At 76.5% G+C, this 13,304-nt stretch carries 12 protein-coding genes; 5 read left to right on the top strand and 7 right to left on the bottom strand.

Going from position 1 to position 13,304, the window contains the following annotated elements; genetic code table 11:
- The first annotated feature begins 43 nt into the window (after positions 1-43).
- The 3 genes from BDZ31_RS22540 (at position 44) to BDZ31_RS22530 (ending at position 4,072) form a co-directional block, all read left to right on the top strand.
- Positions 44-1,189: a histidine kinase gene (locus BDZ31_RS22540; protein ID WP_183345382.1), complete on the top strand. Its 1,146-nt coding sequence runs from the start codon at positions 44-46 to the stop codon at positions 1,187-1,189.
- Positions 1,186-1,848, top strand: a complete 663-nt coding sequence (locus BDZ31_RS22535) for a response regulator (RefSeq protein WP_183345379.1) — start codon at positions 1,186-1,188, stop codon at positions 1,846-1,848. The genes BDZ31_RS22540 and BDZ31_RS22535 overlap by 4 nt, the downstream gene beginning before the upstream one ends.
- A gap of 91 nt (positions 1,849-1,939) precedes the next feature.
- On the top strand, positions 1,940-4,072 hold the full coding sequence (locus tag BDZ31_RS22530; RefSeq protein ID WP_183345377.1) for a phage holin family protein: 2,133 nt from the start codon (positions 1,940-1,942) through the stop codon (positions 4,070-4,072).
- Between the two features lie 46 nt (positions 4,073-4,118).
- On the opposite strand, the gene BDZ31_RS22525 is transcribed toward BDZ31_RS22530, so the two are convergent.
- From BDZ31_RS22525 to BDZ31_RS22510, 4 genes are all read right to left on the bottom strand, one after another.
- Positions 4,119-4,856, bottom strand: coding sequence for an MBL fold metallo-hydrolase (locus BDZ31_RS22525; RefSeq protein ID WP_183345374.1), 738 nt, complete (start codon positions 4,854-4,856; stop codon positions 4,119-4,121).
- Positions 4,817-5,923, bottom strand: a complete 1,107-nt coding sequence (locus BDZ31_RS22520) for a spermidine synthase (protein WP_183345372.1) — start codon at positions 5,921-5,923, stop codon at positions 4,817-4,819. Before BDZ31_RS22520 ends, BDZ31_RS22525 begins: the two co-directional genes overlap by 40 nt.
- Positions 5,924-5,965: 42 nt before the next feature.
- Positions 5,966-6,490 (bottom strand): RNase H family protein, encoded by a 525-nt coding sequence (locus tag BDZ31_RS22515; RefSeq protein WP_183345370.1) that lies wholly within the window; start codon positions 6,488-6,490, stop codon positions 5,966-5,968.
- Between the two features lie 79 nt (positions 6,491-6,569).
- Positions 6,570-7,034, bottom strand: a complete 465-nt coding sequence (locus BDZ31_RS22510) for a metal-dependent transcriptional regulator (RefSeq protein WP_183345368.1) — start codon at positions 7,032-7,034, stop codon at positions 6,570-6,572.
- Positions 7,035-7,201: 167 nt separating this feature from the next.
- On the opposite strand from BDZ31_RS22510, the gene BDZ31_RS22505 reads away from it, so the two are divergent.
- Positions 7,202-7,627 (top strand): cupin domain-containing protein, encoded by a 426-nt coding sequence (locus BDZ31_RS22505; RefSeq protein ID WP_183345366.1) that lies wholly within the window; start codon positions 7,202-7,204, stop codon positions 7,625-7,627.
- A gap of 182 nt (positions 7,628-7,809) precedes the next feature.
- Here the strand turns inward: BDZ31_RS22505 and BDZ31_RS22500 are convergent, their stop codons facing one another.
- Positions 7,810-10,155, bottom strand: coding sequence for a hypothetical protein (locus BDZ31_RS22500; protein ID WP_183345364.1), 2,346 nt, complete (start codon positions 10,153-10,155; stop codon positions 7,810-7,812).
- A 289-nt stretch (positions 10,156-10,444) separates the two neighbouring features.
- Between BDZ31_RS22500 and BDZ31_RS22495 the strand changes: the two genes are divergently transcribed.
- Positions 10,445-11,707, top strand: a complete 1,263-nt coding sequence (locus BDZ31_RS22495; RefSeq protein WP_343075674.1) for an MFS transporter — start codon at positions 10,445-10,447, stop codon at positions 11,705-11,707.
- Here the strand turns inward: BDZ31_RS22495 and BDZ31_RS22490 are convergent.
- Both BDZ31_RS22490 and BDZ31_RS22485 read right to left on the bottom strand, forming a co-directional pair.
- Complete coding sequence (locus tag BDZ31_RS22490) at positions 11,619-12,536, bottom strand: MBL fold metallo-hydrolase (protein ID WP_183345362.1); 918 nt, start codon at positions 12,534-12,536, stop codon at positions 11,619-11,621. The two genes, BDZ31_RS22495 and BDZ31_RS22490, sit on opposite strands and share 89 nt — an antisense overlap.
- A gap of 14 nt (positions 12,537-12,550) precedes the next feature.
- A complete protein-coding gene (locus tag BDZ31_RS22485; RefSeq protein WP_183345360.1) occupies positions 12,551-13,273 on the bottom strand; it encodes an acetoacetate decarboxylase family protein in 723 nt (240 codons plus the stop codon).
- Positions 13,274-13,304 lie beyond the last annotated feature (31 nt).

Raw genomic sequence — 13,304 nt, 5'->3', positions numbered from 1 at the left:
ATTCCGCCTTTCGGAGGAACGACCGCGGGCTATGCTGGCCGCCGTGCCTCGACGCGCCGACGTCCTCCTGGCCGCGCTGGCGACCGCGGTCGCGCTCGCGGTGCTGCAGTTCGACGCCTCCGACGCGGCGCAGGTCGATCGCCCGCCCGACCTGCTCGGCGCGCTGCTGGCGGTCGCGGCCTGCGCGCCGGTGGCCGTGCGGCGGGCCCGTCCGCTGGCCGCGGCCCTCGTCGCGCTGCCGTTCGCGTGCGCCGCGCTGGCGCTCGGCTACATGGTGATCGTGCCGGTGCTGGTCGCGCTGACGCTCTGCGGCGCCGCGACGGTCGAGTGCGCGCACCGGATCACGGTCCCGCTCGCCGTCTACGCGGGGACGGCGATCGCGGCGGCGGTGGCGGTCACCGGCGACGCCAGCCCCCTGCTGGTGCGGATCATCGGCGGCGGCGCGATCGGCGTCACGGCCGTCCTGATCGGCGACGCGATCCGCAGCGAGCGCGAGCGGGCCCGCGAGGCGCGCGAGCTCGCGCAGCGCGCGATCGTCGAGGAGCGGCTGCGGATCGCCCGCGACGTCCACGACATCACCGGACACCACCTGAGCGCGATCTCGCTCCATGCCGCGGGCGCGGGGCGCGCCACGTCGGACCCGGTCGCACGCGCGGCGCTCGAACGCATCCACGGGCTCACCTCCGAGGCGCTCGGGCAGACGCGGCGGGCGCTCGGGGTCCTGCGGGAGCCCGGACCGGCCCGGCCGGCCGCCCGCACGCCGACGCCGCGGCTGGAGCAGGTCGACCGGCTGCTGCGGCCGGCGCGCGAGGCGGGCCTCGCCGTCGACCTGCGGGTGGAGGGCGCCGAGCGCCCGCTCAGCGACGAGGTCGAGGTGTGCGCCTACCGGGTGGTGCAGGAGTCGCTCACCAACGTCGTCCGGCACGCCGGAGCGAGCGCCGTGCGGGTGCGTGTCGTCTACGCCGAGCGGGAGCTGCAGGTCGCGGTCGACGACGACGGCGTCGGCGGCCCCGGGCGGCCCGGCGGCGGCATCGAGGGGATGCGCGAGCGCGTCGCGATCGTCGGCGGCAGCTTCGCGGCGGGGCCGGCAGCGCGCGGATGGTCGGTGCGGGCGCGGCTCCCCCTCGACGCGGAGGCGGGCCTGCGCGGGGCGCCGCCGGTCGCCGGCCGTCCGGAGGTGGCGCGGTGAGCATCCGCGTCGTCGTCGCCGACGACCAGCCGATCGCGCGCCAGGGGATGCGGATGATCCTCGAGAACGAGCCCGACATCGAGGTCGTGGGCGAGGCCGCGGACGGCCTCGACGCGCTCGGCCAGGTCCAGCGGCGCGCGCCCGACGTCCTGCTGATCGACATCCGGATGCCGCGCATGGACGGGCTCGAGGCGGCGCGCCGGCTGCGCGACGTCGACGGCGTCGCGGTGATCGCGATCACGACCTTCGACCTCGACGAGTACGTCTTCGAGGCCCTGCGGGCAGGCGCCGTCGGCTTCCTGCTCAAGGACTCGCCGCCCGATCGCATCGTCGACGCCGTCCGCGCCGTCGCGCTCGGCGACGCGCTGATCTCGCCCGAGGTCACGCGCCGCCTGCTCGACCAGTTCGTCTCCGCCGCGCCCGCCCGCGCCGGCGACCCCGCGCTCGCCGCGCTGACCCCGCGCGAGCGCGACGTGCTGCTGGGGATCGCGGCCGGGCGCAGCAACGCCGAGATCGCCGCCCACCTGCATCTGGAGGAGAGCACCGTCAAGAGCCACGTCGGCCGGATGCTCGCCAAGCTCGGCCTCGCCAACCGCGTGCAGGCCGTGATCTTCGCCTACGAGACCGGGCTCGTCGCGCCGGGCATGCCGCGGTCGTAGCACGGTCGGCGCGCGTCCGGGACCGCGCCGGCGCCGCGCCCGAGAGGCGCCGGAGCGTGACGGCCGCCGCCCGATGCGCGATGCTTGCGCGATGCGCAACGGATCGGTGCAGCGACTCGGACGGATCGTGACGGTGCTCGTCGTCGACGCGCTGCTCCTGCTGCTGCTCGCGGCGATCCTGCCCGGCTTCTCCGCCGACAGCTTCTGGGCGGCGCTCGGCCTGGCGGTCCTGCTCGGCCTCGCCAACGCGCTCGTCTGGCCGCTGCTGATCCGCGTCGCGCTGCCGTTCACCGTCGCGACGCTCGGCCTCGGCGCGCTCGCGCTCAACGGGCTCGTGCTGCTGGCGATCGCGGGCGTCGACCGCGGCGTCCACGTCAGAGGCTTCTGGAGCGCGGTCGTCGTGGTGCTCGCGCTGACGGCGCTCAGCTCCGCCTCCAGCGCCCTGCTCGCGCTCGACTCCGGCGACCTCTGGTACCGAACGGTCGTGCGACGGCAGCTGAGGCGCACGAGGCTGGCGGTCGAGAGCGACGTGCCCGGGATCCTCTTCCTCGAGATCGACGGCCTCGCGCACGAGGTGCTCCAGCGGGCGCTGCGCGACGGCAACGCGCCGGCGCTGGCCAGGTGGGTGCGCGACGGCAGTCACCGGCTGGAGCGGTGGGAGACCGACTGGTCGTCGCAGACCGGCGCCTGCCAGGCCGGCATCCTCCACGGCGACAACCACGACATGCCGGCCTTCCGCTGGTGGGAGAAGGACCGCGGCAAGGCGATCGTCACCAACCATCCGCGCGACGCCGAGGAGCTCGAGCGGCGCCGCTCGGACGGGCGCGGCCTGCTGCACGCCGACGGCGCCAGCCGCGCGAACATCCTCTCCGGCGACGCGCCCCACTCGATGCTGACGATGTCGACGGTGCTCGACCGGCGCCGGCAGGGGAGGCTCGGCCAGGACTACTTCGCCTACTTCGCCAGCCCCTACGGGGTCGCGCTGACCTTCCTGCGCTGCCTCGGCGAGATCGTCGTCGAGCGCTTCGCGGCGATCGAGCAGCGCCGCCGCGACGTGCGGCCGCGGATCCACCGGGGCGGCTCCTACCCGCTCGTGCGCGCCTTCGCGACGGTGATCCAGCTCGACCTGCAGGTCGCCGCCGTCACCGCCGACGTGCTCGCCGGGCGGCCGGTCGTCTACACGACCTTCCTCGCCTACGACGAGGTCGCCCACCACTCCGGCGTCGAGCGGCCCGACACGCTCGCCGTCCTGCGCCGCGTCGACCGTGCGATCGCGCGGATCGCCGCCGCCGTCGAGCACGCGCCGCGGCCGTACGAGCTGGTCGTGCTCGCCGACCACGGCCAGAGCCAGGGGGCGACCTTCCTGCAGCGCTACGACGAGTCGCTGGAGCAGCTCGTCAGACGGCTGGTCGGCGACGGCGACGCGATCGTCGCCGAGACGGCCGCCTCCGACGAGGGCCGCGGCCAGCTGACCGCCGGCCTCGCCGAGCTCGGCACGCGGCCGACCGTCACCGGCCGCGCGGCGAAGGCGATCGCGGACAGACGCGACGAGATCGAGGCCGGCGAGCAGCCCGCGCTGCCCGCCGCCGAGCTGCCGGAGATCGCGGTGATGGCATCCGGCAACCTCGGCCTGATCTCCTTCCCGCGCGAGCCGGGGCGGGTGACGCTCGAGCAGCTGGAGCGGACGCGGCCGGGGCTGCTCGACGGGCTGCGAAGCCATCCCGGGATCGGGTTCGTGCTGGTCAGGAGCGAGGCCGACGGCGCGGTCGCGCTCGGGGGGCGCGGCCGCCACCTGCTCGACCGGGGCGTCGTCGAAGGAGAGGATCCGCTGGCGCCGTTCGGCACGCGCGCCGCCGACCACGTCCGCCGCACCGACCGCTTCCCGCGCTGCCCGGACGTCGTCGTCAACAGCGCGTACTGGACCGACGTCGACGAGGTCGCCGCCTTCGAGGAGCTGGTCGGCTCCCACGGCGGCCTCGGCGGCGCGCAGGCGCTGCCGTTCGTGCTCCACCCGGTCGGGCTGCCGTGGCCTGAGGAGGAGGTCGTCGGCTCCGGTACCGTCCACCGCATCTTCTGCGGCTGGCTGCACCGGCTCGGGCACGACGGCTACGACCCGTTCGCCGGGCTGGTGGCCGGGCCGGCGGACGGGGCGCTCGCGAGCGGCGACGGCGCGCCGCACGGGCAGGGCAAGCCGGCGGCATCGGGCGGCGCGGCGCCGGAGTGAGGCCTGCCCGACTCGCGCGCGATGTCGCGCGCGGCCGGCTCCGGCGTCAGAGCGCGAGCGTCCCGCCCGGCTCCAGCAGCTCGACCCGCGTGCGGGGCGCGAGCCGGGCGGCATGGCGCGCGAACCGGTCGGCCGGCTCGCGCAGCACGCCGCCGTGCCGGCGGTGGAGGCCGTAGGGGAGGTAGGTCCCCCAGTGGATCGGGACGGCGACGGCCGGCTCGACGAGCGCGAGCGCGCGCGCCGCGCCCTCCGGGTCGAGATGTCCCGGCCCGAGCGACGGCCCCCAGCCCCAGATCGGCACGAGCGCGACCTCGACCGTCCCGCGCAGCTGCGCCATCCGCTCGTCGAGGTCGGTGTCGCCGGCGAACCAGATCCCGTCGACGACGAAGCCGAGCGCGTCGAGCTGGGGCGAGCGCGGCCAGCGTCTCGCCGGATGCCACGCGGGGACGACCGCGACCTCGGCTCCCGCGATCCGCGGCCGATCGCCGGCGGCGACCTCGGCGACCGCGCCGAAGCCGAGCCCGCGCACCAGCCCCGCGGCGCCGCGCGGCAGCACGACCCGCGTCCGCGCGCCCGCGATCCGCTTCAGCGTCGGGCGGTCGAGATGGTCGTGGTGGACGTGCGAGACGAGCACCGCGTCGACCGGCTCCGGCGGGGCGGCCGGCGGCGCGTGGCGGCGCAGATGGGCGACCCGGCCGCGCAGGACCGGGTCGGTCAGCAGCCGCGTCCCGTCGCCGGTCTCGATCAGGACGGTCGCGTGCCCGAGCCAGGTGATCCGCCGCATCGGCCCAGCTTCGCAGGCGCGGGATCGTCGGGCGGCCGGTCGCCGGATGCGGCGGTCGCGTCGTCGCCGACGCGGTCGGATGTGGGACCGCCGGGAGCGACGGTCGGGGCGGTGCCGACACGGTCGGACGCGGGACCGGCGGGAGCGGCGGTCGCGTCGTCGCCGACACGGTCGGATGCGGGACCGCCGGGAGCCATCGCGTCCGCCGGCGGGTCGTGCAGGGGCTTCGCGCCTCCGAGCCATGCGGTCAGCTCGTCGCCGCCGACGACCAGCTCGGGGACCGGTCCGGCGAGCGCGCGGCGCGACAGCTCGCGCAGCGGCAGCCGCCCCGGCGCGCCGAGCACGACGACGTTGCCGCCCTGGCGGCCGCGCACGACCTTGCGCGTCGCGACGATCGCGACGTCGCCGAAGACGGCGCGCGCGGCGGCGGTGAGCGCTCGTGCGGCGGGCAGCGGCGGGACGTCGATCACGTTGGCGGCGAAGGCACCGCCCGGGGCCAGCGCGCGGGCGGCCTCCGCGACGCACTCCGCGGTCGTCAGATGCTCGGGGACCGACGTGCCGTGGAAGGCGTCGAGCACGACGAGGTCGGCGCTGCCCGGCGTCCGCCGCCGCAGCACCTCGCGGGCGTCGGCGACGCGGACGCGCAGCCGCGGGCCGGTTCTGAGGCCGAGCTGCTCGCGCGCCAGCTCGACGAGGCCGCGGTCGATCTCGGCGACCTCGCTGCGCGACCCGGGGCGGGTCGCCTCCAGGTAGCGCGGCAGCGTGAAGCCGCCGCCGCCGAGATGGAGGACGCGCAGCGGGGCGCGCGGCGGCGCGAGCGCGTCGGCGAGGTCGGCGATCCGGCGGACGTAGGCGAAGTCGATCCGCGCCGGGTCGCGCAGGTCGACGTGCGAGCAGTCCTCGCTGTCGAGCCGCAGCAGCCGCCGCCACGGCCGCCCCTCCTCGGGCACGACCTCCGCGTGCGCGAACGGCGTCGTCAGCTCGACGCGCGCCGCCGCCCAGCGGACCGCGTCGTCGCGGCGGCCGCCGCGACCGGTGCGGGAACGGGAGCGCGAGCGGGAAGCCATCGCTGACAGGATGGCGGGTCGCCGGCGCGGGCGGGAGGTCGCTCAGGCGGCCGCGGCGGCCGCGGCGACGGCGAGCCTGTCGGCGCGGTCGTTGAGCGCCTTGTGGGCGTGGGCGTCGCCGGTCTCGTGCCCGCGGACCCAGTGCCAGCGGACGGCCTCGTGGCGGCCGATCTCGGCCTCCAGCGCCATCACGAGGTCCTGGTTCTTGACCGGGTCGCCGCTCGCCGTCTTCCAGCCCTTGCGCTTCCACCCGGCGATCCATCTCGTCATCGAATTGAGCATCAGCTGCGAGTCGGTGACGATGCAGGCGCGGCTGCCGGCCGGGAGGGCGCGCAGGCCCTCCAGCGCGGCCGTGTACTCCATGCGGTTGTTGGTCGTCGCCGGCTCGCCGCCGGAGATCTCCAGCGGCGCGCCGCCGTCGGCCGGCACGACGATCGCCGCCCAGCCGCCGGGACCGGGGTTGCCCTTGCAGGCTCCGTCGGTCCAGACCAGCGCCTCACCGGGCAGCTGCTCGAGCGGTCTCTCAACTGGCTTGGCGCGTCTGACGCGGCGACGGGGCTGGGGCACGGCGCGGAAGGGTAGCCGGCCGGCCGGCGCGATGCCTCCTGCCGCCCGGCTGGCTGCCGCGGCGGTTCCGCCGCGCCGATCAGGCGGCGCCGCGGCGGGCGGCGCCGGGGCGCGCCGGCGTCGACCTGATGCGGTCGCCGACCGGGCTGGTGTCGCAGGCGAAGTCGCCGGTCCAGCCGGCGAGCCGCAGGTGCTGCTCGAGCTTCGGGGAGATCGCGGCCAGCAGATGGTCGGCCTCCTCGGCGATCTCCTCGGCGGGGATCGTCGTCTGCGTCCTCAGGAAGCGCTCGACGACGCTGCGGCGGCGGCGCATCGCGGCGGCCTCGTGGCGGCCCTGGGCGGTCAGCTTCCAGCCGCGCTGCTCCGCTCTCTCGATGTAGCCGTCGCGGGCGAGCCGGCGGAGCATCTCGTGGACGGTCGGAGCCGACAGCTCGAGCGCACGCGCGACCGCGGCGGCCGCGACCGAATGGCGGTCTCCGCCGAGCTGGGCGATCGTCTCGAGGTACCGCGCCTCAGCGCGACTGGGGGAGGGCTGCTCCGACATCAGCGAGGATGATAACGCAAAAAGCTAAAGATAGCCAGGCATTCAACACAGCTCGCGGCGCCGATGCGCCGGGGCTCGGAGCGTACGCGAACGGGCGGATGCGCGGGGGCCGCCCGCCGAGCGCGGGCGCGCCACGCCGATGGCGGCGACCACTACCCTGCGCGGCCATGAGCTACAGAGTCCTGCCCGCGGCCGACGCGTTCTGGCGGCCGTCGAACCAGATGGGCGTCGACAACACCGACCTCGCCGGCCAGCTCGGGGCGACGACGCTCGGCGCCCGCCTGTGGCGGCTGCGGCCCGGCCAGGCGTCGACCCGCCACCGCCACGACCAGCAGCACGAGCTGTACGTCGTGCTGGAGGGGACCGGCCGGATCCGCGTCGGCGACGACCTGCTGACGCTCGAGCCGCTGTCGGCGCTGCTGGTCGAGCCGCGCACGCTGCGCCAGATCTTCAACGACACCGACGCCGACGCGCTGTGGCTGGTCGCCGGCGCGCCGGCCGAGGCGGCGAACACGAAGGAGATGACGCCCGAGCGGCTCGCCGACCTCTATCCCGACGGCCCGAGAGCGCTGCCGCCCGAGCTGGGCGGCTGAGCCCGCGGCCGACCGCCAGCCGGCCGCGGGCTCCGGCCCGGCCGTGCCGCCGGCGGCGGCTCCGGCCCGGCCGCCTCGGCAGCGGCCCGCCGGCACCGGCAGGCCCCGCCGGCCGGCAGCTCCGCGCTTCCCGGGCGGGAGGCGGAGCGGCCGGCGTGGTGGGGCGCCGGGCGCGCGACCGGCTACTTCACCGCGAAGGAGCTGCGGCTGGTCAGCTTCGTGCCGAACGCCTGCGTCCGCACGACCACGCGGCCGGCGCCCTTCGGCGCGCGCACGCGCAGGCGGTAGGCGCCGGTGCGGCGGTCGATCGCGACCTTGCCGACGATCGCCAGCCGGCCGGTCCGCGCGCAGGCGGTCGCCCCGGCGCCGCCGAATACGCGGAGTCGCTTCAGCGTGCCGAGCCGCGCGCGGTCGACGCGACCGCGGATCGCGATCGTCGCGCCGCGCACCGTGACGGCGGTCAGCACGTTCGCGCGCCGCAGCCGCACGAGCGGCGAGCGCATGCCGGCGACGACCGCGCGGTAGCCGGCGCCGAGCCGAGCCCGCTTCGAGGCCGGCGCCCGCACGACGGTCGCGAAGGCGCCGTTGGTGCCGATCCGCGCGCGGCCGACCCGTCTGCCGCCGCGGTCGACGATCGTCACCGTGCTCCCGGGCGCGTGGCGGGAGAGGCCTCTCACCGCGATCCGCGCGCCGCGGGCGGTCACGTCGGTCAGCACGAGGTCGCCGCCGAAGCACTGCCGCAGCAGCAGCCCGAAGCGGCCCGGATCGCTGAGCGGGATCGCGCCGGCGCCCGAGCCGTCGCCGCCCGTGCCGCCGCCGGTTCCGCCTGCGCCGGAGCCGTCGCCGCCCACGCCGCCGCGCGCACCGCCGGTCCTGCCGCCCCCGGAGCCGTCCCCGTCCGGGCCGCCGCTCCCGCCGCCACCGGTCCCGCCGGAGCCGTCGCCACCGGTCCCGCCGCTCCCGTCACCGCCAGAGCCGTCGCCACCGGCGCCGCCGCCGCTCCCGTCGCCGCCGCTCCCATCGCCGCTAGAGCCGTCGCCGCCGCCGGCGGAGCGCTCGACGGGGGTGACGGGGGTCGCGGCGCTGTTGCCGGCGGCATCGGTCTGCACGACACGGATGCCGTACGTGCCGGGTCTGGCGGGAAGGGCGACGGTCGCCTCCGCCGCGCCGTCCGCGACCGCGACGGTCGCGATCACCGCGCCGTCGGCGTCGAGCAGCTCGACGACCGCGCGCTCCGCGTCGGGGGCGCGGGTGAAGGAGACGACCAGCGCGTCGGGCGGCCCGCTGACCGTCGGCGCGGGGCCGGCGACCGGCGCAGCGCGGTCGAGCGCCACCGTGACGGGGTCGCTCGTCGTGCGCTGCTCAGCCGCGTTCTCGCGCACGACGCGGACCTCGTAGACGCCGTCGCCGTCGGGCAGCGTGACGGCGACGACACCGTCGCCGTCGTCGTCGGGGAAGGCGGCGACGACATGCCCCGAGCCGTCGACGACCTCGACGGTCGCGGCGACGACGTCGGCGCCGCGGTCGAAGACGACGGTCCGCTCGCGGCGGTTGCCCGCCCCCTCGACGACCGGCGGGGCGGCCGTCGGCGGGGTTGGTGCGACGAAGACCTGATCGGCGGTCGCGGTCGTGCCGTCGGCGTTGCGCGCCACCACGCGGTAGTGGTAGGTCGCGCCGGGCGTCAGGTCGGCGAGCGGGATCGCGAACGGCTGCGCGCCGCTGCCGTCGACGACGACCGGCGCGGTCGTGCTGCCGTACGCGGCGGTCGGGCCGTATTCGACCGTGACCGTCGTCTCCTGCCCGAGCGGGTCGACGGCGCCTTCGACCCGCGGCGGGCCGCTCGTCTGGAAGCTGCCGGTCAGGCCGGCCGGCGGCTCGAGGTCGGTCAGCCTCAGCTCGACGTCGTCGAGGTCGACGCTGCCGCCCGCGACCGCCGAGACGGTCGTCGTGAGCGCGACGTCGAGCGCGACGCGATAGCTGCGGCCGGCGACGAGCGCGCTCGTCGGGACCGGCGCGCTGACCGGCGCGAACTCGGCCGAGGCCGCGGTCAGCGGCAGCTCCGCCACGACGGTCGATCTCGAACCGTCGGCGACGTCGATCACGCGCATGCCGAGCCGCAGGCTGCCGATCGTCAGCAGGCTGGCGATCTGCGGACGCACGGCGACCGAGAGCGTCGCCTCGTCGACGTTCGCCGGCGCGACGAAGCTCGGCGAGGTCCAGCCGATCGTCGTCGTGGAGAGCACGCCGAGCAGCGTCCCGAAGGCGTTGCGCAGGTGGCCGTCGCCCCCGCCGGCCGTTCCGCCCGTCGTCTCGTGGGTCGGCGTCGCGGCCGGGCAGGTCACGCCCGGCACGCAGAGCAGCCCGCCGTAGTCGACGCCGCTGCTCCAGCCGCCGGCGCCGGTCGCGAACGTGCGCGCCTCCGCCGGCGAGGGTTCCAAGGTCACCTGCGCGGCGCTCGCCGTCCCGGCGTGCGCGGCGACGAGCGCGAGCGCGGCCAGCGTCGCGTGCACCGCATGCCTGCCTGACATGGGCTCTTCCTCCGTGATCGTTCCGTACCCCTGCATGAGCGGCCTCCTGCCGCCCGCCACAACTATGCGCAGAGAATCGCAGTTCACTCAAGAGAAGTGGAGCGTTCGTGCGCCGACTCTCACTTAATCGCGCATTATCTCTTAATCGCACAGGTTAGGTGACGTGGAGAAACGCTAAACCTCGCCACGATTCTGCCGACCGGTGCGTCAGCCGCGGGGCGAGAAAGGCGGCCGCGGCACGGCGCGCCCGCGCGCGGCCCGCCGGAGCGCCGCTCGCTACGTTGGTCCGGTGCCGCCGCCCCGCCGTCTCGACCGCCGCCTCGTGCTGCTGCTCGCGCTCGCCAGCGGCGCTGCGGTCGCGAACCTCTACTTCGCCCAGCCGCTGCTCGACACGATCGCCGACGCGCTCGGCACCAGCACCGGCCTCGCCGGGCTGGTCGTGACCGCGTCGCAGATCGGCTACGCCGCCGGCCTGCTGCTGCTCGTCCCGCTCGGCGACCTGGTCGAGCGGCGATCGCTGGTCGTGCGGATGCTGCTCGTCTGCGCCGCCGCGCTGGCGCTGTGCGCGGCGGCCCCGGCCTTCGGCGTGCTCGCGCTCGGGATCGCGGTCGTCGGCGTGACCTCGGTCGTCGCGCAGGTGCTGGTCCCGTTCGCGGGCGACCTCGCCGCCGACGACGAGCGCGGCACCGTCGTCGGGACGATCATGAGCGGGCTGCTGATCGGCATCCTCGCCGCCCGCACGCTCAGCGGCTTCGTCGCCGAGCTGGCCGGCTGGCGGGCCGTCTACGCGCTCGCCGCGGCGGTGATGGTCGCGCTCGCGCTCGCGCTGCGGCGGGCGCTGCCGGTGATCGCCGCGCGCACGACGACGCCGTACCGCGCGCTGCTGCGCTCGATCGGGACGCTCGTGCGCGAGGAGCCGGTCCTGCGCCGGCGGATGGCGTACGGGATGCTGGGGATGACGTCGTTCACGCTCGTCTGGACGGCGCTGACCTTCCTGCTCAGCGATCGGCCGTACGACTACTCGGAGGGGACGATCGGCCTCTTCGGCCTCGCCGGACTGGTCGGCGCGCTCGCGGCGCAGGGCGCCGGCCGGCTGTGGGATCGCGGCCTCGGCCGCGCCGCGACCGCGTCGTTCTGGGCGCTCGTGCTGGTCGGCTGGATCCTCTGCGACCTCGGCGCCGGCTCGCTCGCCGCGCTGATCGCCGGGCTGGTCGTCCTCGACGCGGGCGTGCAGGGCCAGCACATCACCAACCAGTCGACGATCTACGCGCTGCGGCCGGAGGCGCGCAGCCGGCTGACGACCGCCTACATGACCGGCAACTTCTGCGCCGCGGCGATCGGCTCGGCGCTCGCGTCGGCGCTGTGGGGCGTCGGCGGCTGGGACGCGATCAGCGCGGTCGGGGTCGCGACCGCGCTGATCGCGCTCGCGCTGTGGGCATGGGAGCGGCGGGCGCCGGCGGCGGTCAGGCCGGCGGCTGTCGAGGCGCGGAAGCCGACGGCGCCGGCAGCCGGTCGACCCGTCGCAGCGCGGCGACCGTCGCGTCGCGGCTGACGGCCGCGATCTCGTCGGGCAGCTCGTCGAGCTTGACGCGCGCCGTGAAGCCCTCGGGACCGCCGAGCGGCTTGAAGAAGTCGTCGTAGTGGGTCGCCACGACGACGCGCGGATCGAGCCGCCGCAGCACCCGCTCCCAGTAGCGCGGCGTGACGCCGCGGCCGGCGACGCCGGCGAGGAAGAGGTCGACCGGCTCGGCTCTGAGCGCGTCGTCGATCAGGTCGGCGCTGCCCTGGTGGTAGAGGGCGATCCCGGCGACCTCGATCCGGATGCCCCACACCTGGCCGCAGCGGTAGGCGCCCATCCGCAGCCCGTCGAGCTGCTCGCAGCACAGCTCGCCGGCCATCGGCACCTTGCGGCCGAGGATCAGTCTCGAATGGCGGCTGGGGGTGAAGGAGACGACGAACGGCCCCAGCTCGTAGCGGCGGTACGGCTCGACCTCGACGGCGAGCTCGGCGAGGCCGTGCAGCGCCATCAGCCGTCTCAGCGACGCCGAGCCGTATGCGCCGCAGCGGTGCCTGCGCGCGATCGCCGGCGCGTCAACCGCGTGGTCGAAGTGGGTGTGGCCGACGAGCACGCCCGCGACCTCGGCGCCGCCGGCGTCGAGATAGCGGTCGACCATGACCGGGTCGGGCAGCAGCGGGCGCCGCAGCAGCACGTCGCGCAGCGGTGCGCGCGAGACGTAGGGGTCGACGAAGAGCGCGACGCCGGCGTAGGAGATGCGGTAACCGGAGACGCCGATCCAGCTGATCTCGAGCCCCTCCGGCAGCGCCAGCGGGACGTGCTCGAGCGCGCGGACGGCGTCGGCGTCGGCACGTGAGGAGGCCACCGTCCGCCCCTCCCTCAGCGGGGCGCGCCGAAGGTCATCCGCGCCTCCGGCAGCACGAAGCCGCGATGGCGTCCGGCGACCAGCCACGACGGCAGCGTCGGGCCGTCGCTCTCGACCGTGACGGCCGCCAGCTGCGCGCGGCCGGCGACCGCGATCGGGATGTCGAGCTCGCGCCCGTCCGGCGTCAGCTGCACGTCGCGCAGCGGGAAGCGGGCCGGCAGCCGCCGGCGGCGCGGCGTCACGGAGGCCGACACCGACCAGGGGGCGGCGCCGTCGGCACCCTCGCCGCGGACCGTGAAGGGGTCGCGGCCGAACCGCTCCGGCGGCGCGCTCCACCCGAACGCCGCGAGCGTCTTCGGCAGCGCCCAGTTGGCGCGGCCGCCGTGGATCGACGCGAGCGAGTCGACCGCGATGAAGGGGACGACCGAGGCCGGCAGCGGCGTGCGCGCGAGCAGCACCGGCGAGGCGAGCACCTCGCCGTAGGCGCCGACCGGCGTGTCGAGGTAGCGGATGAATGCGCCGACGGTCAGCGGGACGATCCGCTCGCCGCGCAGCCGCTCCGGCAGCAGCTCGGCGGCGCCCGGCGCGGCGGGGTGGATCCACAGCACCGCCTGCACGCGCGTCTGCCACGGCGCGGCGGCCGAGCGATCGGGCAGCCGGGCGGCGAGCGCGTCGCTCATCACGCACTCGGGCGCCCCGTCGACGCGCTGGAGCGGATGGGAGGCCGTCGTCGCCATGCAGCCCAGCTTCGCACACTGGCCGTCCGGC

This window comes from Conexibacter arvalis, from assembly GCF_014199525.1.
GTDB lineage: Bacteria > Actinomycetota > Thermoleophilia > Solirubrobacterales > Solirubrobacteraceae > Conexibacter > Conexibacter arvalis.
Note: the sequence above shows the minus strand (reverse complement) of the source record. Positions and strands in the feature narration are given on the sequence as shown.

Bases quoted from the DNA above. Each gene is read 5' to 3' on its own strand.
- BDZ31_RS22520 (WP_183345372.1), bottom strand. From the start codon at position 5,923: ATGGCTTCCCGCTCGCGCTCCCGTTCCCGCACCGGTCGCGGCGGCCGC.
- BDZ31_RS22530 (WP_183345377.1), top strand. From the start codon at position 1,940: ATGCGCAACGGATCGGTGCAGCGACTCGGACGGATCGTGACGGTGCTC.
- BDZ31_RS22500 (WP_183345364.1), bottom strand. From the start codon at position 10,155: ATGTCAGGCAGGCATGCGGTGCACGCGACGCTGGCCGCGCTCGCGCTC.
- BDZ31_RS22525 (WP_183345374.1), bottom strand. From the start codon at position 4,856: ATGCGGCGGATCACCTGGCTCGGGCACGCGACCGTCCTGATCGAGACC.
- BDZ31_RS22505 (WP_183345366.1), top strand. From the start codon at position 7,202: ATGAGCTACAGAGTCCTGCCCGCGGCCGACGCGTTCTGGCGGCCGTCG.
- BDZ31_RS22510 (WP_183345368.1), bottom strand. From the start codon at position 7,034: ATGTCGGAGCAGCCCTCCCCCAGTCGCGCTGAGGCGCGGTACCTCGAG.
- BDZ31_RS22485 (WP_183345360.1), bottom strand. From the start codon at position 13,273: ATGGCGACGACGGCCTCCCATCCGCTCCAGCGCGTCGACGGGGCGCCC.